General features: G+C 39.5%; 15 protein-coding genes. 7 read left to right on the forward strand and 8 right to left on the reverse strand.

What is annotated here, in order from left to right; genetic code table 11:
* Nucleotides 1-69 precede the first annotated feature (69 nt).
* Both LL966_RS18450 and LL966_RS18455 read left to right on the forward strand, forming a co-directional pair.
* The gene (locus LL966_RS18450; RefSeq protein WP_229355266.1) at nucleotides 70-1,149 is read left to right on the forward strand and encodes a PIN domain-containing protein; all 1,080 of its coding nucleotides are present in this window, start codon (nucleotides 70-72) and stop codon (nucleotides 1,147-1,149) included.
* A 160-nt stretch (nucleotides 1,150-1,309) separates the two neighbouring features.
* Complete coding sequence (locus tag LL966_RS18455) at nucleotides 1,310-1,735, forward strand: hypothetical protein (protein ID WP_229355267.1); 426 nt, start codon at nucleotides 1,310-1,312, stop codon at nucleotides 1,733-1,735.
* Nucleotides 1,736-2,196: 461 nt separating this feature from the next.
* Here the strand turns inward: LL966_RS18455 and LL966_RS18460 are convergent, their stop codons facing one another.
* The 5 genes from LL966_RS18460 to LL966_RS18480 form a co-directional block, all read right to left on the reverse strand.
* Nucleotides 2,197-3,222, reverse strand: coding sequence for a PIN domain-containing protein (locus LL966_RS18460; protein WP_229355268.1), 1,026 nt, complete (start codon nucleotides 3,220-3,222; stop codon nucleotides 2,197-2,199).
* Between the two features lie 61 nt (nucleotides 3,223-3,283).
* On the reverse strand, nucleotides 3,284-3,772 hold the full coding sequence (locus tag LL966_RS18465) for a HEPN family nuclease (RefSeq protein ID WP_229355269.1): 489 nt from the start codon (nucleotides 3,770-3,772) through the stop codon (nucleotides 3,284-3,286).
* Between the two features lie 168 nt (nucleotides 3,773-3,940).
* Nucleotides 3,941-5,104, reverse strand: a complete 1,164-nt coding sequence (locus LL966_RS18470; protein ID WP_229355270.1) for a hypothetical protein — start codon at nucleotides 5,102-5,104, stop codon at nucleotides 3,941-3,943.
* A gap of 142 nt (nucleotides 5,105-5,246) precedes the next feature.
* On the reverse strand, nucleotides 5,247-6,101 hold the full coding sequence (locus tag LL966_RS18475) for a hypothetical protein (protein WP_229355271.1): 855 nt from the start codon (nucleotides 6,099-6,101) through the stop codon (nucleotides 5,247-5,249).
* A gap of 361 nt (nucleotides 6,102-6,462) precedes the next feature.
* Nucleotides 6,463-6,912: a response regulator gene (locus tag LL966_RS18480; RefSeq protein WP_229355272.1), complete on the reverse strand. Its 450-nt coding sequence runs from the start codon at nucleotides 6,910-6,912 to the stop codon at nucleotides 6,463-6,465.
* A gap of 431 nt (nucleotides 6,913-7,343) precedes the next feature.
* Here LL966_RS18480 and dinB point away from each other — a divergent pair, with 431 nt between their 5' ends.
* The 5 genes from dinB (at nucleotide 7,344) to LL966_RS18505 (ending at nucleotide 13,157) form a co-directional block, all read left to right on the forward strand.
* Nucleotides 7,344-8,525, forward strand: a complete 1,182-nt coding sequence (gene dinB, locus LL966_RS18485) for a DNA polymerase IV (protein ID WP_229355322.1) — start codon at nucleotides 7,344-7,346, stop codon at nucleotides 8,523-8,525.
* A 3-nt stretch (nucleotides 8,526-8,528) separates the two neighbouring features.
* The gene (locus tag LL966_RS18490) at nucleotides 8,529-11,585 is read left to right on the forward strand and encodes a DNA polymerase III subunit alpha (RefSeq protein ID WP_229355273.1); all 3,057 of its coding nucleotides are present in this window, start codon (nucleotides 8,529-8,531) and stop codon (nucleotides 11,583-11,585) included.
* Nucleotides 11,586-11,642: 57 nt separating this feature from the next.
* The gene (locus LL966_RS18495) at nucleotides 11,643-12,263 is read left to right on the forward strand and encodes an alpha-ketoglutarate-dependent dioxygenase AlkB family protein (protein ID WP_229355275.1); all 621 of its coding nucleotides are present in this window, start codon (nucleotides 11,643-11,645) and stop codon (nucleotides 12,261-12,263) included.
* A 184-nt stretch (nucleotides 12,264-12,447) separates the two neighbouring features.
* A complete protein-coding gene (locus LL966_RS18500; protein WP_229355276.1) occupies nucleotides 12,448-12,753 on the forward strand; it encodes a DUF3606 domain-containing protein in 306 nt (101 codons plus the stop codon).
* Between the two features lie 152 nt (nucleotides 12,754-12,905).
* Entirely contained in the window at nucleotides 12,906-13,157 is a 252-nt protein-coding gene (locus LL966_RS18505; protein ID WP_229355277.1) for a hypothetical protein, read from the forward strand.
* 543 nt (nucleotides 13,158-13,700) lie between these two features.
* Here LL966_RS18505 and xseB read toward each other — a convergent pair.
* The 3 genes from xseB to LL966_RS18520 form a co-directional block, all read right to left on the reverse strand.
* On the reverse strand, nucleotides 13,701-13,925 hold the full coding sequence (gene xseB / locus LL966_RS18510; protein WP_229355278.1) for an exodeoxyribonuclease VII small subunit: 225 nt from the start codon (nucleotides 13,923-13,925) through the stop codon (nucleotides 13,701-13,703).
* On the reverse strand, nucleotides 13,885-15,321 hold the full coding sequence (gene xseA, locus LL966_RS18515) for an exodeoxyribonuclease VII large subunit (protein WP_229355279.1): 1,437 nt from the start codon (nucleotides 15,319-15,321) through the stop codon (nucleotides 13,885-13,887). The genes xseB and xseA overlap by 41 nt, the downstream gene beginning before the upstream one ends.
* Nucleotides 15,322-15,508: 187 nt before the next feature.
* Entirely contained in the window at nucleotides 15,509-19,777 is a 4,269-nt protein-coding gene (locus LL966_RS18520; RefSeq protein WP_229355280.1) for a hypothetical protein, read from the reverse strand.
* Between the last annotated feature and the right edge of the window lie 53 nt (nucleotides 19,778-19,830).

The raw sequence follows: 19,830 nt of genomic DNA on the forward strand, positions 1-19,830 counted from the left end.
AAAGCAGAGCTTAATTTAATCCCAAACCCGCTGCTATGACAAGATCATTACCAGCAATACCCAATAACTATGCTTAAAACAAGAAATATCTATATTGACACCGAAATATTTGTCGCAAGTAATTATTTTCATAATGAAAATTTACGACGTATACAAAAATTTGGAGAACTCAAAACAGTTAATATTTTTATGACGGAAATTACCAAAAGTGAAATCCAAAAAAATATAAAAGAAGATATTACTAATGCTATTAGTGAGATAAATAGATTTCGACAAATAATTGCTAATAAAGGTAAGGTTTTAAAAAATGTTGAAAAATTTAAGCCATATTTTGAATTACCAAAAATTGAATTAGAATTAGATTATTCTGAGCTTTCTGAAAAATTGGAAGAATTTATAGAAAAAGCTAAAGTAGAATTTATTCCATTTGAGTTAGCAAATATTAATGATGTTGTATTACAATATCTCAACGAAAATCCGCCATTTAAAAAAGGAAGAAAAAAATATGAATTTCCAGATGCGATTGTAATCTCAGCTCTTAGTTTATGGTGCAAAAAAAACTCAACGGAAATATATTTTATAAGCGGAGATCCTGATTTTAAAGATATTAAAATTCCAGGGCTAATTATATTATCATCAGCTAAAATTTTACTTAATAAAATTAATAGTCAATACTCTCACGATGAAAGTGAATGGATACTTGAAATTTTCCAAACTCACGAAAAGAAAATCATTAAAGAAATTGGCAAAACATTTGAAGAAACAATTTTAGATGAATCTATGTATGAAATAGAAATTTCTAATATAGATATTAAGAGTATGCATCTATTTGATCCCTCATTAGTTGAAAGTAATAGAGGTTCTGGAGAATATTATTTTCAATTAGATTTCGATATTGTCTTTAGTTGCGATATTGAACAAGCTGATTATAGTTTTGCAAGCTACGATAAAGAGGACGATCGATATTACAACGTTGGAAAAAAAGAGGCTAACTACGAATTGCACTTTACTCAAACTGCTGAAATAGCCATCGAAGCTTATTTTGAAGATAAGGATGAAGATCAAGACATAATAATTTCTTGTAGATATGTTAGCATTCCATCGGAATATAAAGTTGAAAGCCATATCGAGTACAATGCTTATAATTAGTACCGAAAGAAACAACTGTTACAACGGAGTTGGGTAATATATTTAATATGAATTGTCTTTGACCTAATTTGGCAAATCCAAAACAATGGGCTTAATTTAACAACAAACCAGTTATAGTAGATAACGTTATTCTTAGTTAGAAAACCGAAATACAGAAAATATGAATGTTAACGAACTTATTGATTTTAATTTAAACTTACTGAAAGAAGGTTTAGATATCCGTGCATTAGAACTTAGAAATACAGACAATAAGATATTAGATGATGAAAAATCATTAGCTTTATTTAAAAGAATGCATTCTGAATCATTAGTATTCACAGACCAATTTACAAGAATCCAGCTATCAACAAGAGGATACGAAATACTTGCAAATGGCGGATGGTTGAAAAACGTTGAAGATGAAAAGAATAAAAGTGATTTTTTAGCCCAAAAAGAAATTATTGATTTTGAGAAATCAAAAGTTGATTTAGAATTGGCTAAAAAAGTTCTTAGAGAATATCCATACACAAAATGGTTTGCAAGAATTGGATTTGCTATCGCGATAATTTTAGCAGTTTTAGAAATAATACGTTCGAACGAAAAATAACGGAATGGATACCTCAATATCGTATTTCTTATTTCTTTGATTAAAAAAATTCCTAATAATCGATTCCAAATTACTTCCGACAACCAAAAATAGAGCTGCACCTTACAAGTATATGACGATTGAACAGCGTATATAACTAGGACAACAGACAGCCTCATTTCATTCATTGTTTGGACAGCTAGTTTTACACTTTACTGTTATACTTTTTCCTTTGAAGTAATTTCTCTTCTATATCGTTTTATCACAGCGGCTGGCTTCATAAATGCTGGAATTTTAATTTCAATTTTAGTTAAGGCAAGCAAGGACAAAGACAAAAGAGGAAAATTATTGATGACTTGCGGAATTATTCTGCTAAATATCCTTCAATATCGGATTTTACAGATTATCAAAATATGAAACGATATTTCCCTTAAGACAGTTGTCCAAATCAATTGTAGTGGCTGTTAATAACAGTGTTTTTTTTATGTGTCTAAATTATCCCATTCATCACCTATAACCCAGCGTAGTGCCGATAATTTTCCATTAATCATTCCCCATTCGAAATCGTCAAATTCCAAATTTTCTCTGCCGTAAAGATCTTCAATTTTTTTAGCAGACTGAAGTGCTCCTTCCCAAATTTCCTTAATAATAGTATTGGCAGATGTTTTAATATTAAAATCTTCCCTATCAATTAATTTTGTCTTACCTACTTCAATTGAGTACTCACGAAATTTGTGTCTATTATACCAAATCTTTTGTTCAATCTCATTTTGCATTTCTAAAATTTCCGATAAACTTCTAAATTTAAAATCCCAATCATTTTCATATTCAATTTCTTCAACAAGATCTGGATTTATAGAATTTAGTGCTTCAGGTAAGTTTATAAAGTATTGAGATTTTGGAGAATCAAAAATATCAGAAAAATCTTCGTGCGCTATTTTTTGATTTCCATTTTTTATGCTGAAATCATTAATGTTATGTGTAATAAACATTAAACTAAATTCTTGTGCTTCATTTTGCTTTCTATATTCATAATAAGATTCAATTATAATTGCATCTCCAATACTATTTTTAGCTAAATGAAATGGAGCCTTTTTTTCAATTGCTCTTTGCGTCGCTCTCAGCTTAATTTCATCTGTCAGAATAATGATTTCACTATTTTTAAAAATATCCTCAATATGCGAAATTGTTTGAACTGCATCTTCGCCAAGAGTGGGGATTTTTTTATCAATATCATCAAGTTGATTTAGAATCTCTTGTTTAGAATCATTTTTAGAATGTTCAGCAACCATAGCTTTCACCTTTTTAAAATGGCTTGACAAACTTTTTCCTGCATCCAATATGATTCTATCCTTATTTCTTTCAAATTCAGAAATAATTATCTCAGGCAAAATTAGCTGCACTTCATCTTCTTCGATGAATCTAGAAAGTAAATTTAAAATTTCTTCTCCCTTAGATGTTTTTGCAATATCTAACCAAACGCAAGTATCTATTAATAGTTTAACCATTGATTCTTTTTTTAATAATTTGTTATAGAGGACTTTCGAACCAGTGCTACTAGCTAGCAGTTTAGAAATCCCATAAAGGCTGATTTTGCAATTCTCCACCAACTTCTTCCAAGTACTTTTCAGCTATATATAACGCTAAAGTTCTAATTTCGACTATTGTTAGTTCCAAATGCAAACCAATAATTTGCCCAACTCCGTCTTCAATGATAATTCCTTTCCATTGATTATTTTCTGAAATTGCTTCAATTCTTTGGTGTGAAATTCCGTTTCTGATTCTAGTAAGTAAATTTTTTAAATCGTAATTAAAATTTCGAGGATCAAAGACAAAGTTTGGCGAATTTAATATAAACTGAATCTCCGGAATATTATCTAAGTCTTGATTCATAAAAGGCAATCTTCTTGTTCGTGAGTTATGTTGTTGTGGCAATACAATCAAACTCAGCAAGCTATTCATTAATAAAGTTATATTAAATGTTCCCTGGTAGGTTTCCAAAAGTTTTTTAGTTCTTCTAATCAATTCTACATCATATTGTCCGTTTGCTATTCCCATATTTTGTGTTTTAAGATAGGTTTTCTGGTTTCTTGCCAGTAACGTTCTGGCACTACATCGGGTATGGCATTAAATGAAACTCATTCTTCGGATTAGCCAATTCACTCAAATACAAAACCATTTTTACATTCAGCCTATTGCCCAAATCCTTTGTAGTAACTGTTACCCTCAGCCTTGATTTATAAGCTCATTTATTTTTTCAAAAGTTCTAACTAATTCTTTAATTAGCGTTTCATAAACCTGAAAATGATTGGCCTCTTTTTTTATTCTGAGTCGTTCTTTGCAGAAATTATATCTTTCTTCAAAACTTTTATCACTAAAGTGGCCCTGTAGCTGTCTTAAATCACTTAAAACGTATAATGATGATAATATCAAATCGATATTTTCATCAGGAAAAAAATTGCTTAGAAAATTTTCTAATGTTTTTAAAGATCCAAGTTTTTTGAGATCTTTACCGCTCAATTTTGCTTTTAATAAATCACTCTGAATATTTTCAATGATTAATTTATTCAGACTAATATATGCATTAAATATCTGTTCTTTTTCTTCTAGAATCGGTGGTTTGTAAAAATTAAAGAAGTCTTCAATATGAACTTTTACCAATTTCATATCAAACTTACTTTGAAATAACTCATCCAATTCGTTTTTGAGTTTAAACAAGCGAGTCTCATTGTCAGAACTTTGAAACATGTCGCTTGGAGAAAATGGATTTTGGCTTAAATAAAATTTAGAAAAAATATCGTGATCAGACTCGACATTGCTGGCTTGAAATCTTTTTAAATGAGGAAGCATTTTATCTTCTTTGAAATCTTCATCTAAGTCTCCTAACCATTTAAATATTTTTCCATTCCTATTGATTCCAAATCCCCAATTGAAAAGGTTTTTCCCTTTGTGATAAATATTTCCACTCGAAAAAGAAGCAAATTTTACATTATACTCAGGATGATTATTGTAATACAGCAGAACATCTTTATCAAAAAATACAGGAGTCAAATATCCATCATCTTCATCTCTAAATAGTCCTGGAATTAAATAATAATCTTCCGATGAATATTTAAAATTTAAATGAGAGTATCTTTTAAATTCTTTATTTTCATATCCAAATTTTAAAACCAATTTTTCTCCATCTTGCATTTCGGCAAAGTCTTCATCTGTCATTGCGTCGTAATATTCCTTTGAATTTAATGGTTCTTTATGTCCACAGTTCGGACAAACAAAAAAAGGTATGTTTAAATCTAGCTCTTTATCAATCTCCTTTTTATATCGCACCCAAATTATTTCTAATTTTTTAAAATCATTACATTCTGGGCATTTCAGTGGATGTTTACTCATGTTGTTGTATGATTGAAGGTAATGTCCCGCTACTACAAACGGTTTAGGACTAAATTAAGACCATTCTTCGGATTTGCCAAATCATCCAAATACAAGACGATTTTTTCATTACGCCAGATGCCCAAATCCGTTGTAGTGGCTGTTAATAGCTGTTTTTATTTATTAGAAATTCGTTAAACTCATCTACGCAATAATTACTTATCGAGTACAAGTTTAATTTAATTTCTGAATTGCTTGATATTTCATTGGTAATTATAACACCGAAATCTTCCATATTTTTAAGCGTTGTTTTTATTATCTTATTTAGATATTTTTCTACATTATAATCAATTTCATTTGTATTTAAAATATTAGGAAGAAGATTGTCATTACTATTAGTTGCTTTAATTGGAACTCGCATAAATAAAACACCTTCTTTTCGAGTTAATAGAAAATCTTTCCCTTTGTGAATAATATTGTCTCTTATTTGCTTTATATCGTTTAAATCATTTTCAATATTATTGAGTATCCAAATTATATTTTTCGGTAGTTTATCTTGATTATTCTTATTTTTAGAAAAGGCTAATAAATTATTTATAGAATCTTTTTGTGGATATAGTTTTAATTCTTTTTCTGACAAAGTTATTTTGACAAAATGATAAAGAAAATCATATATACTTCGCAAATTAGTAAATAGATTTTCTAAAATTACCGATATATAAAGATTTGATTTATGACCGTTGATATGAACAGTTTCGTTAATTTCTTTGAACAAACAATAATTAATTGAAAGGTTATGTAAATCTTCGGTAAATCCATTTATTGCAGATTTAATTTTCCCATACTCTCTTGCTGTTTCGTTTGAGATATTAGCTTTTAATTCTCCATTATTTTCGTAATAACTATAATACCAAGAATTTACAACAGAAAATAAAATAGATGAAAATATTTCTTTACCAACATAAAAACTGCCTTGATGAGTTAGAAGTGTACCTTTTATAACGAGTCTGTTTTTCATATTCTGCGGTAAAATAGCTAGTAACTTATTTATATGTGTGATAATACCGCATAGCGAAACAAATTGTGATAGATATATTTGATAATTATTACACAATATTTATATTCAAATATATCTTTTTTTTCTTATAAATCTTCACAAAGTTATTATTGTGATCTACTGATAAAAATAGAAGTCCATGGCGAAACAATCATTTTCAGACTGAGCATTACGATAACCCTAGCCCCGATAGAAGCGGAAATCCTTCTGCGCCGGGGTTAGGCGCAGAAGATTGGAGCGGATAGCGGGATAAGCTCCCAAAAAAACTAAATCTAAAAACCAACCTAAAGCTGTCGTTCCCTAAGTAATGCGGTTATACTACTCAGGCAAGCACGAATCTGCTGCCGCTTTTCTGAAAACTGCTCCAATCCATCTCAAATACTTTCTGCAGCAGGTCCTTGAGCCCCTGGAAGCTGCTGGGTTTCACGGCATAGAAATCAGCGCCGAGTGTATAGCAGAGCTCGATATTGTCAGCGTTCTTGCTGGTGGAGAGCATAATGATCTTGACTTCTTTCAAAGCATCTTTCCTGTTTCGAATTTCCGCAAGGCAATCGAATCCGTTCTTGATCGGCATATTGATATCCAGAAAAATAATATCAGGCAGGCGGTCTGCGGTCTTCTCAAGGGTATTGAGCAGTTCCTGCCCGTCGCAGGCAGCCTTTACGGCAGCAGGCAGATTCAAATCCTCGACAGCATCCAAAAACAGCATTCTGTCGTCTTCATCGTCGTCAGCTATCAATATGACTTTATGGGGATCGTGGAGTTTTGACATGGCCTATATTTTTTGCAGTACAGAAGACAAGAGTCTAAGAATCTGCAAAAGTCTATATAAAAATATAAGTCTTTGTAAATCGATAAACGGTTGAATTATATCCGTGGAGCGGTTGATAGCTTGTAAATGTACGAATTTTACTCAAGTAAACACCATAGCAGGCGCAATAATTGAGCTTTTTCAAACGATCTGCCGATTCCATTGAATAAAAAACAAAAACAGCACACAATAATCTTCAAATAAGCACAAGCTTTTCTTTGATTATCCTCTCTTCTAAAAATTCTGAATAAAGCCGCTTATGCATCAAAAAGCTGTTTTTTGGATGCCCTGAAAAATAAGGATTTTTGAATTTTGTTATTATTTAGAACATTTAATTTTTAAAAATTGTTGCTACCTGTACTAATTTTGACAAGTATAAAATGATCAAGATTATGAACCGGGCTATTGTACACATTGACATGAACACCTTTTTCGTATCCTGCGAAAGGCTTACCAATTCTGAGCTTAACGGCATTCCGCTGATTATCGGCGGCGGCGAACGGGGCGTTGTGGCTTCCTGTTCCTATGAGGCGCGGCGTTTCGGGGTGCGCTCGGCCATGCCCATCCAGATGGCGCTCAGGCTGTGCCCGCAGGCCAAAGTCATGAAAGGAGATATGGAACTCTATTCAAGGTTATCCCATGATGTGACCGAAATCATTCAGGAAAAAGCACCTGTGGTGGAGAAAGCATCTATCGACGAATTTTATCTGGACATCACCGGAATGGACAAATTCTACGGCAGCTACAAATGGACTGATGAACTCGCACAGCGCATCACAAAGGAGACAGGATTGCCACTCACCTTTGCCCTTTCAGTCAATAAAACGGTATCCAAGATCGGAACCGGTGAAGGAAAACAGAAGCAGAACCTCGAGATCCCCGAGCATCTGGTGCAGTCTTTTCTAAACCCGCTCTCGGTACGTAAAATACCGATGGTCGGCGACAAGACTTTCCAGCTGCTCTCCCGCATCGGGATACGAACCATCAAGACCCTTTCTGAAATGCCGGCTGAGGCTCTGCAGCGCATGATCGGACAGAATGGGATCGAGCTCTGGAAGAAAGCAAACGGGATTGACAACAATCCCGTGGAGCCCTACACGGAGAGAAAGTCGATTTCCACCGAACATACTTTCTCCCAAGATACAATTGATATCGATAAACTGGGAAGGGTTATCCTGGGGATGGTCGAGAAGCTTTCCTATCAGCTGCGCTCCGAGCAGTGGCTCACATCGACCGTTACGGTCAAGATCAGGTATGCCAATTTTGATACCGAAACGAGGCAGTGCAGGGTGCAGTATACCTCGGCTGACCACCTCCTGACCCAGACCGCAATGGATCTTTTTGACAAGCTCTACCAGCGCCGCATGAGGCTCCGCCTTATCGGGGTGCGTTTCAGCGGACTGGTGCGCGGAACCTACCAGATCGACCTGTTCAATGATACCGAAGAAATGCTGGCGCTCTATCAGGCCATGGACCGGATGAAAAACCGTTACGGTTTTGATGCGGTGATGCGTTGCGCCGCGGCTTCCTTTAAGCCCAATACCAAAAATGAAATCCTAAAACGCAAAAAATAAATCATGTATCTCAACTGCCATTCCTTCCACTCCCTGCGTTATGGCACCATACCGCTTGAGGACCTGATATCCAAGGCAGCAGACTTAGGTGTCAGGGCTATGGCACTCACTGATATCAATACCGTTACAGGAATCTATGATTTTGTAAAAGGATGCCAGGCTGCGGGCATCAAGCCTGTTGTCGGGATGGAATTCCGCTCGGATCATGAGCTGCGCTATATCGGACTGGCAAAAAATGCGGCGGGCCTTGCCGAGATGAACCGTTTCCTGACCCGCCATAATTTTGAGAATACCCCGCTTCCTTTGTCTGCTCCCGACTTTAAAAATGTTTTTGTGATCTATCCTTTGGAGAACGTGCCCGCAGTTCTAAAGGAACATGAATTCATCGGCCTGCGCCCCGAACAGCGAGGGGCGCTGGTGCTGGGCGGCTGGAAGACCAGAATAGACAAGATGGTCATCCTCCAGCCTGTTACCTTCCGCACCAAAACGGAATACAAGCTGCATAAGATACTGCGGGCTGTTGACCTGAACGTAATCCTTTCGCGCCTTTCTGAGTCGGATTACTGCAGGCAGACCGAGGTTATGGTGGATCCGGAGAGGATCCTAAAATGCTATAAAGACTATCCGCAGATTATTTCCAATACCGAAATGATCATTGGGCAGTGCAATTTTGAGTTTGATTTCAAAACGCCGAAAAACAAGAAATACTATACCAACAACAGAAAGGACGACTTGCAGCTTCTGACCACCCTTGCCCAGCAGGGGCTGGAATGGCGCTATGGAAAAAACAATGCAGAGGCTAAATCAAGGATGTTCCGGGAGCTAAAGGTAATTGACCAGCTGGAATTCAGCGGCTATTTCCTCATCACATGGGATATCATCCGTTTCAGCAATTCCCAGGGGTTTCTGCATATAGGACGTGGAAGCGGCGCCAACAGCATCATCGCCTACTGCCTTGGCATAACCGATATCTGCCCCTTGGAGCTGGACCTGTATTTTGAGCGATTCCTGAACCTGAACCGCAAAAGCCCCCCGGATTTTGATATCGACTGGAGCTGGAAGGAGCGCGACGTGATCCTGGAATATATCTTTTCCCGCTACGGCTATGAGCATGTGGCTTTCTGCGGCACCAATGTCGAATTCAAATACCGCTCCATATTCCGTGAGGTGGGCAAGGTTTTCGGGCTTCCAAAGGAAGAGCTTGATGCATTGGCCAAAAACCCGATGACCCTGCACCCTGCAAGTGAAGTGGTGCGCGAAGTGCAGCAGTACGGCATGATGCTGGAGAAATACCCCAACCAGCGGAGCATGCATTCGTGCGGCATCCTGATTTCCGAGGAGCCCATCACCAATTATTCCGTGCTGGAGATGCCTCCCAAGGGCTTTCCCATAGTGCTTTTTGATATGCATACGGCGGAAGATATCGGGCTTGAAAAATTTGATATCCTGAGCCAGCGCGGGATCGGACATATCGATGACAGCGTCAAGCTGATTGAGAAAAACCGGGGAATACGGCTCAATATCCGTGACACCGCGATTTCAAAGGACGAGAAAAGCTGCAACAGCTACCTGTCAATGGGAAAGACCATAGGCTGTTTTTATATCGAAAGTCCAGCCATGCGCGGTCTGCTGCGCCGCCTCAAATGCGACAACTACAAAACCCTTGTGGCCGCCTCCTCCATCATCCGTCCCGGAGTGGCACAGTCGGGAATGATGAAGGAATACATCTTCAGGCACAATCATCCCGACAGGTTTGAATATTTCCATCCGGTGTTCGAAGAGCAGCTCGGGGAAACCTACGGCATTATGGTATATCAGGAGGATGTGATCAAAATTGCCCTGCATTACGGCGGGCTTCCGGCTGCCGACGGGGATATCCTGCGCCGTGCCATGTCGGGAAAAGGACGTTCCAAAGCGGCATTACAGAAGGTAAAGGACAATTTCTTTGCATCCTGCCAGGCACAGGGGCATCCCATGGCGCTGAGCCAGGAAATCTACCGCCAGATCGAGTCCTTTGCCGGCTATTCCTTCTGCAAGGCGCACTCTGCCTCCTATGCCGTGGAAAGCTATCAGAGCCTGTACCTGAAGGTGCATTATCCCATCGAGTTCATGGTAGCGGTGATCAACAATCAGGGTGGTTTCTACCGCACCGAAGTGTATGTGCATGAAGCGAAGATGTCGGGAGCCGCAGTGCACAACCCTTGCGTGAACAGAAGCGAATTCGAAACCACGCTGTACGGGTCTGATGTGTATCTGGGGTTCATGCACCTGCAGAGCCTTGAATCCAAAACAGCCCTTCTGATCCAGCAGGAACGGGAAAGAAACGGGCTTTACAAGTCATTGGAGGATTTCATCAACCGCATCCCCATTGGCATTGAGGCCATACAGATCCTGATTTTCATCGGAGCATTCCGCTTCACGGGAAAAACAAAAAACCAGCTTCTGGTCATCGCCCGTCTTATCCTGGTGAACTTCAAGCCTGAGAACCGCACCCCGATGCTGCTTCAGGAGCCTGTAAAGGAGTTTGTGCTTCCAGAGCTGGAACGCTCCGCTTTTGAAGATGCCTTTGATGAGATCGAGCTGCTGGGCTTTCCGGTCTCCTGCTCCCCTTTTGACCTGCTGCAGACCCCTTTCAGGGGCAATGTCATGGCAAAGGACCTATTGGACCATCATAAAAAACAGGTGCGCATGCTGGCCTATCTGATCTCCCGCAAGCATGTGCCCACAAAAATGGGCGCCATGTATTTCGGGACCTGGATAGATGCTGAAGGGCAGCTTTTTGATACGGCGCATTTTACCGACAGCCTGGCGTCGTACCCTTTTCAGGGGGGCGGATGCTACCTGCTGCTGGGCAGTGTAGAGGTGGATTACCATTTCCCGACCATAACGGTAACCAAGATGGCCAAGATGCCTTTTATACCCGATCCGCGCTACGAGCATGAGAACGATTGGAAATACAGGACGCAGCAGAAAATACGCGAAGATGTGAGCATGACACACCGTGCCCCCTATCCGCAGGAACATGAAATCAATATTCCAAGGCTTAAAATGAGCAATTGACAGGCTTCTTCCGGCTTTACGGCGGCAGTCTGAGTATGAACTAAAAAAATAAAGAAGATGATGCTTTTTGATGATACCGAAATTTTTTCATCGGGTAATGGCGGCAGAAGAATATTTGACGTCCCTGATGCCTACCTGCTGCTGATTGATAATTTTTTCAGCAAAGCCGAATCCGATCATTATTACAATGTTTTATACCATGGCACCCAGTGGAGGGAATATGAAATGCCGATGTATGACAAGGTGGTCACGGCTCCCCGCATGATCTCATGGTACGGGGATTCGGGCAGGCCCGAGCGCAGGTCCAATCCAGACTGGCCCTTGGAGCTGCTCCAGATCAGGGAGCGTGTGGAAAAGGAAACCCACATAAACTTTAACGCCGTGCTGCTCAACCTCTACAGGGACGGCACTGACGGCGTGGGATGGCACAGCGACAAGACTTCATCGAGCAACAAGGACATGAACATCGCTTCTGTGACTTTCGGGGAGACGCGCCTGTTCCGCCTGCGCCATAAAACGCTCAAACATATTGCGCCGATAGAAATTCCCCTGCACCACGGGACGTTTCTGCTCATGGCTGGCCATACCAATACCTATTGGGAGCATCAGGTGCCCAAGACCGCCCGTCCTGTACTTCCAAGGATCAACCTTACCTTCCGACAGGTCAGGGAAGCATAAAGCTATTACTGTATTATTTATGTGTGTACTTATTTCTCTTTTTATTCTGCCGTTGATCCATTGGTTGAGATGCAGATCATAATTCATTGAAAATCATAGCAATCCTATAAAAATCCTGTTTTATAATATAACAGCATCGGGTCTGCCCACAGTAACTTTGGATAAACCATTAAAATTAAGAGTCATGGAAAATATAAACAGAACAGGACAACAGGAAAACACCCATATCGATATCTCCGATCAAAACGAAATACAGCAGTGGGCAGAAAAGCTCAATGTGCCTGAAGAGATCTTAAAAGATGCCGTGAGGGCTGCCGGCACAACGGTAAAGGAAGTTGTGGAACATATCAGCGAGAATCCCCCTTCAAGGGAAAGCGCCTCGGAATCGGTCCGTCTGAAAGACGGCCCGTGGCATGATGATGCCCATCACAATCCCGAAGGAAAAAGCATTGAAGAGGCTACAGATCCTTCAAAACTATCAAAGCTTTAAGCTTTTAAAAACAATATTCAATGATTTATAGTTTCATTTTTTTTAATTATTCATATTAAAGTTTTAAACGAGTAAAAACAAATCAAAACACTACAAATCAAACAATTGAATACTTTGTAAATTTTAATATAACACAAAAAAAAAAGAAGATTATGTCTAGAGAAAATCAGGATAGCTGCGATCACGATGAGCGTACCTATCACGCAGCAGATGATTCCATAAACTCAGAACTTTTGGAGAAAAAAGATCCGGCCATCAACCAGCACGAGAATGATACCACCGGAATTCACAGCGATGCTTCAGAACACGCCAATCCACGCCCGGATGAGCGTGATCCTGATGCCGACAGAAGAACCCTTGACGAAGAAAAAGCTGTTGAGGATGACGATGACCAGGATAATTGATTCCTTGCATTTTGACTGCTGTTTAGGTTAAAGCGGTTTTTATGCCCTGTGACGGATATAAAACCATTTTTTGAACAGAAATCGGTCTTATGAAAATAAACAGCGTAAACCGCATGGAAATGGCTTAAAAAAACAGGATACCGATTGGAAATCTTAAGCATGAAATAGGATCTTGAAGAGAATTTAGTGGCTTTATCGGCTGCAGGTTCCCTTCAGGATTTTTATTTTGTCTGACCTTTCGCTCTTCCCCTTTCTGTATTTTGCTGTGTATTATATAACAAACAGATAGTTTAGATAAAACAGCATAAAACCCTTTATATAAATATTTTACAAGAGAATCTAATTGGGTTTTATGCAAAAACATAATTCTATTTAAGCCTTCGGTATCAATGCAAAAGCCCAGTGCTGTTATCGGCGACTGGGCTTTTGTACGTTTTTCGGCTTGTATCTCTCCGGCAGAATGGTATTAGTGCAGGCGTTTGATCGGCTTATATCTGATACTATAACGCCCGAAAATGCCTTTTTAGTATGCAGGCGCCGTTTTTACTCCTTCGGGTTCTCCATTCCGCTGATGATCTTGGCCACTTCCGCCTCGGTGGATTTTAGTTTAGCCTGGCAGAACTCGATGAGCTCTGATGCCCTTTTTACTTTGGCCGCCAGCTCGTCCACAGAGATGCTCTCATCTTCCATTTCTTTTGCAATCAAAGCCAGCTCTTTGGCAGATGCCTCATAAGTCAGTGTGTTTTCCATCGTATTGTATTTTTTCATTGACCGTACTTTTCAGTATGGCATCTTTTAGTACTATCTCTATTTCCTCTCCTTCTTGTATGTTCTCCGCCCCGTTTGCAATTTTGCTGTTTTTCCGTATCACGGCATACCCTCTTTTCAGCACATTCTGCGGGGACAGCAGCTTTATGGTTTTCTGGTGGTCCTCCAGTTGCAGTCTGCGGCTGCGCAGGTACTGGCTGGTAAAGATCTTCAGGCTGCCTTTTAAATATTCCAGATCGCTTTTTTTCTGCTGGATGATGCTCTTGGGACGCTGGAGCGTTTTTTGGGCAGTCAGCAGCAGGTGCTGCTTTTCCTTTGCCAGCAGGTTTCGGCTTGCCTGCGAAATATGCTGCTTTTGCAATAGCAGCTCTTCTTTCTGCGCGGCAATCAGTTCCCTTGCATTATGGCTGATTGTGCTTTTAAGCTCGCTGAGTTCTTTGTAATATCCGAGGAAAAGCTGCTGCGATTTCATGGCTATCGTCCTTTGCAGGGAGAGTATGTGCTGTTCAAAATTGCGGTTGTGCGCTATGATGAACTCCGCCGCCTTAGTCGGCGTCTTGGTATGGGTATGCGCCATCAGATCGGTGATGCTGACGTTTTTCTGGTGGCCGATGCCTGTTATCACTGGAATGGGGAACTTGGCGACAGCTCTTCCGATATTGTAGTTGTCAAAAATAAGGAAATCCGACTGCGATCCGCCTCCCCGTGTAATGACAACGGCATCATAGGGAATCCCTGTATTGTAAACCTCGATAAGCTTGTTTAGGAAAAGTTTGGCGTTATTATCGCCCTGCACAACGGTATGATAGTCATCGATCTGGAAAACATATCCAAAATCGTTGTGCTGCATCGTATGTCTGAAATCCTCGTTTCCGGCAGAACTGCTTGAAGAGATTACCGCAACCCTCTGGATGACCGCAGGAAGTTTCAGACGGCTGTTCAGGGTGGAATACAGTTCTCCCTCTTTGTGTATGTAATCATTCTCTTTTACAAGCCTTGCCAGCGTGGCATTGCGCTGCTGCTCCAGTATGCCGAGCATGAAATTGCTGTCGATGTCCAATAGGTTTACCGAAAGTCCGTAAAGCGGATGGAAATCCACGCTCACCTGCACCAGCACATGAAGGTTGTTGGTGAAGCGCTGTCCGGTTGTGATTTCAAAATCAAGGATCTTAAGTGCTCCTGCTCCCCACGACTTGCCAAGTATTTTGGCTGTAATCGCGCTGCTGCTGGCTGATTTTTCCACCAGCTGAAAGTAATGGATCTTCTTGTCGGCCTTGAAGGAATGGTTGGTGATATCAGCCACTACCCAGTACGTCTGTCCCTTGAAGCGGGCATTGATCGTGTCCTGGATCTGGCCGTTGAGCTGTGAGAGTCTGATATACTGTTCGGGTCCCATAATAAAATGCATTGGACCTGATAAAATGTCCTGTTTATTGGACTAAGTTACTGATTATACTGTAAAATCTCCAAATCTATGTTTCATTAAAGACAACCTTAATTATTTATCATTAATAATTATTTAGTTGTTAAGTAGACATCTTTCTTTCCTCACTTTATTCTTGATTACCATTAGAATATTGTTACTACTGTTTATAAACTTCCACTGACTGGAAAACAGGAAACTTTTCCAAGCCACTTTCAGCATGCAGTCTCCTCATTTCTTTTACATCGCCCAAACTGAACTGGCGTTCTCCCCAGACTGCCCATACTAGACTATAATCATTTTCTGTAATAAAAATATCCAGAAGATCCTTCCTTACATAAACAAAATGATGTTTATTATTAGAATCCAGATTATAGTCAATACGTTGAGAGGCTTTATAGTTGTTCGAATCTTTAAGATCGAAGCTATGAGGTTCATTAGTTAGTTTAAGTTCCTTGTAAAGCTCTTTTGAAATTACTGTCCTATGCCCGGCATTATTTGTAATGCTTTCGCTTGAAAATGCAAATTCCATTACTGGAAGCAGAATTTGGAATTTCTTCTCTATATTTTTTACAATCTCCACTTCATCAGGATATTCTTTAGCAAAAGTCTCAAAATTAAAAGTGGAGTGATATTCTTCGTGTCCTTTTTTGACTTTATACCTTTGGGTATCCTCAATAAATGTTAATTCAGTAAAGTTGTTGTAAACCGCCCCTTCAAAAAGATACATCTCGCCAGCAAAACAATTATGATTTTCCCTTTTTTCAGGAAGCCATCTTCCTCCTAGGTCCTGAGCCTGTAGTCTTGCCAGAACATCTTCCAGATCATTGTTTTTAACTAAAAGGGCTCTAATAAAAATAAAACGCTCTCTCTGAATACTTTTATCCTCTTGACAGATAAACCCATCCATGCAAATCCATTGACCACTATGTCCGTTTAAATCAGCTACAGTAAGATAATCCGAAACCTCTACCCCTCCGCCATTTTTGTACCAGTCCATCAAGCTCAGCTTTCTGTCTGCCAAATAATCAGTCTTTACAAAACTTGTTTTATTTTCTCTTACTTCTTCAGGAAAACTCACATCTATATCTGGATAGATTATCCTGAAATCCCCATATTCATTCTCCAGTAATTCTTCGTCATCCATTAAACCTGCCACTTCATAAAAGGCAATCCATGAATATTTTTTTCCATATCGTTCTGTTTTACCTTTCTCTGAATTCCTTTCATAATCCATCCTCAGTATCCTACTATCCATTTCTTCAAATATGACCCCATCCCAACCTAATTCAAAGATTCTCCAGTAGATTTGCCTGCGCACCTTCTTTTTACTGTCAGGATCATTGTAGTTTCTTCCTTCACTCACTATCTGGCCGATTGTGTAATTACTGAAGTCCATGTGTATCGGATCAATAAAACTGCTTCCCTGATTCTCATAATCAAATTCTCCCCATTCCCTGATTCCTCCTGATTTATAAGGCGCCCTGATTTGGGACTGCTCTGTTTCGCCCAAAAGCTCCGGATAGTGCTTCAAAGCTGTTTCTATACTCATTGCAGCATAGCTTCGGGCAAGGATATGCGTAGTTCCATAAGGGGCTTCATCAGCAAAAATCAGACGGTAAAGCATCTGAGCTATCGGTTTTAAATGCTTTTCCCGAAAGCTCGAATCTGTGCCTGCTTGTCCAGCAAGTACAACCCCGTAAAGTGCACCAAGGGTTCTTTCCCAAACATAGGGGTCATTTATTCCCAGAGAATAACAAACCAATTCAACGAATTCTTTTGGAAATCTTCGCCCGTAATAATATAGCGCCCTTGTGGCACGGTCCCGCATATCTCTGTTGGTTACGGTAAGCATCCACATCACCCTTCGTGCCGCAATATGCACGCGAGGGGATATTTCTCTTTTATCCCTATTTGCGCTTTCAAAATGATTGATATATCCGTGATTGTTTCCTTCCCGCTCCGGAACATAATTTTCCCTGCACTTTTCAGTCCAAAACATGTCTCTTAAAGAAACAGGCATTGTCAAAAGAAGATCCGAAAGAAAAAGAAAATTAAGCGGGTGTTCAATCACCAGTTCGGTAATATCAAAAAGGTCAATTACAGACCACGTTCTGGAATAATTGTTAAAATCTGTCCGTACCATTTCTTTTGCCTCCGCTTCAAAAGAACGCACCAGTCCAGCATTTAAATCAAATAATGCTGCCACGGCGTATTTGGACAGCAAATCGGATTCAGATCTCAAGGATTCAAGTCCATATCGTTTAATTGCCAGTATGCAGAATGAGCGAAGAATATCTTCAAAAAGGGAATGCTTAGGTATTCTGCCTAAGAGTGATTCTGTAAATTTATCACTGTTGATAATGGCTTTCAAGTCGTTTGCGTCACCGGCTTCATCCAAAATACTTTTGGCTATCAGATAACCGTTAAGCAGGTCGTAAGTAAAAGCTACAACTTCTCTTTGGTCCCAATCCCTATAAATCAGTAGATCCTCACCTTCAAAAGCCTGAAGCATTTCAGTATCAAGCAGATTAGGCACAGCATCATGAAGGGCGATTTCCCTTTGATCACTTCTCCAAAGCACGCTAGCAATTTTATTCAGGATATCCTTTGTAAAAGATTTGTGGTAGCGGACATCCCGACCAAGCCTGCCGGTTATATTTTCATTGCATTTCTTAAGATAGTCCTCAAAAATGTCAAACATGTCCTCATCTTGAAATGAAACTATCTCTCCCTTTTTGGCTTCACAGAAAATAGTCAGATATAAAGGCTCTGCAAAATGATAAATCCGTTCTGAATTGTTTTCAAGAGTAATATCGTAATGCTTAAAATACCGATCTACAGCTTCATTAACATTCAAACTGGAAAAACCTTTTACCTCCTCTTTCAATTTCCACTTCCCCTCGGGATAAGACAGATAATCTTTTGGAAAAAGCACTTCCTCATATGAACTGCGGTAGGTAGCCATTAAAAGGATGTTAGGGAAATGCAACCTGATTTCTCCAGCTATCTCCTCAATAGCATCCCCCCATATTTCTTTCCAGTAGGATGACTCGTTAAGTCCGTCGATAGCCAGCAATAGTTTAGTCTTGTGCACACGAGCGCAAATTTCAAGGGCACCGAAAAAATCCTTTACTGTCCATTCGCTGGGAATATCAAGCATCTGCTTCATTTGTTCCTTAACGGGAAGATTAGATTTAAAATGGCTTCCAAAGAGAAAAAGTGCTGGTTTTCCACTGTCAATCTGTCTGCGTACCGTATCAACTGCTAAATGGGTCTTTCCTTTGGATGCTTTCCCAGTAATATACAATTCGCTCTCATTTAAGTGCTGTACTGGTTCAAAAAGACTCAGATAGGACTCGAAATTACGCATTATAAAATAAGGGCCTAACATCGAATCCCTGCAGTTCCGTATCCTCTTCTTTAAGGACTGATCCGTTTCCTTTCTTTCTGCTTTCAGACTTATGGCTGTAATGGAATCATTCTGGCTCAATTCGGCGTACTGATCAAAATATTTTTGATATTCAACTATAAAATCACCAATTTCATGTAGGACAAGCTGGCGTTCGTGCAGTTCTTTATCTTCCAGAACGCTACTGAGCCTTACAAGAAGCTCATTTCCCCTCTTTATTATCCCTGAATGACATTCACTGAGTATAAATCCGCTTATTTCCTGCACTGTCTCCTTAAACTCTTCCAGTGCCTCATATCCTTTTAGGACATCAATAGCCATGGCGTACTCAGTTTCAAACTTTTGTATACCAAACTCATCACATTTATCTTTTATAAGAGCCCTTAAAGCCGTGCCTCCTAAAAATTTTGTGACAGTCTCATCAGCTGTTCCTTCAATATGCAACTCTTCCAGATATTTTGACCGGATTATCCTGGACTGTCTTACAATTTCAAATTTTTCCCTAAACCAGTTAAAATCAAGTATCTTATCGGTGAAAAAATATCGATGTACATTGGAATATATTCGCAGATAATTCAATATCTCGCTGTCTCCCCAGTGGATTAACTCTGGACTGCAACCCGCTGCAAGAACAGATCTTCCTTTATGAGATAGCACTCCAACGTTTTCCAGCCAATCGCGCTCTCCAGAGGTCATAGAGAGTTTGCTGCACAAATACCATTTTTTAAGCCTACTCTTGTGCACATCGGCTGCCTTCTGCAACGACTTCTTTATCTGCTCATGCCTGCCGCTTTCATTGAATCGTCCAAAAAATTTACACTGCCAGCCCCATATATCTCCATTGGGCAACTCTAGATAAAACTCAACTCCGTCACCCCCACCGCTGTCATCAATAGAATGCAGCTTGCCTTGAGCTCCATATATTTCAAAAACGAGCTGATAGCATAATTCTTCAAAACTTTTCTTTTGGTCGTCTTCATAAGATTTAAGGTTTTCCCAGTTAATCAGGTTGCTCATTGAAAGTGTAACGAATTTAAAAGTTATGGATGTAGCTTACTTAACCACTCTGG

Origin of the sequence: Flavobacterium chungbukense (assembly GCF_020805785.1) — a bacterium.
Taxonomy (GTDB): Bacteria; Bacteroidota; Bacteroidia; order Flavobacteriales; family Flavobacteriaceae; genus Flavobacterium; species Flavobacterium chungbukense.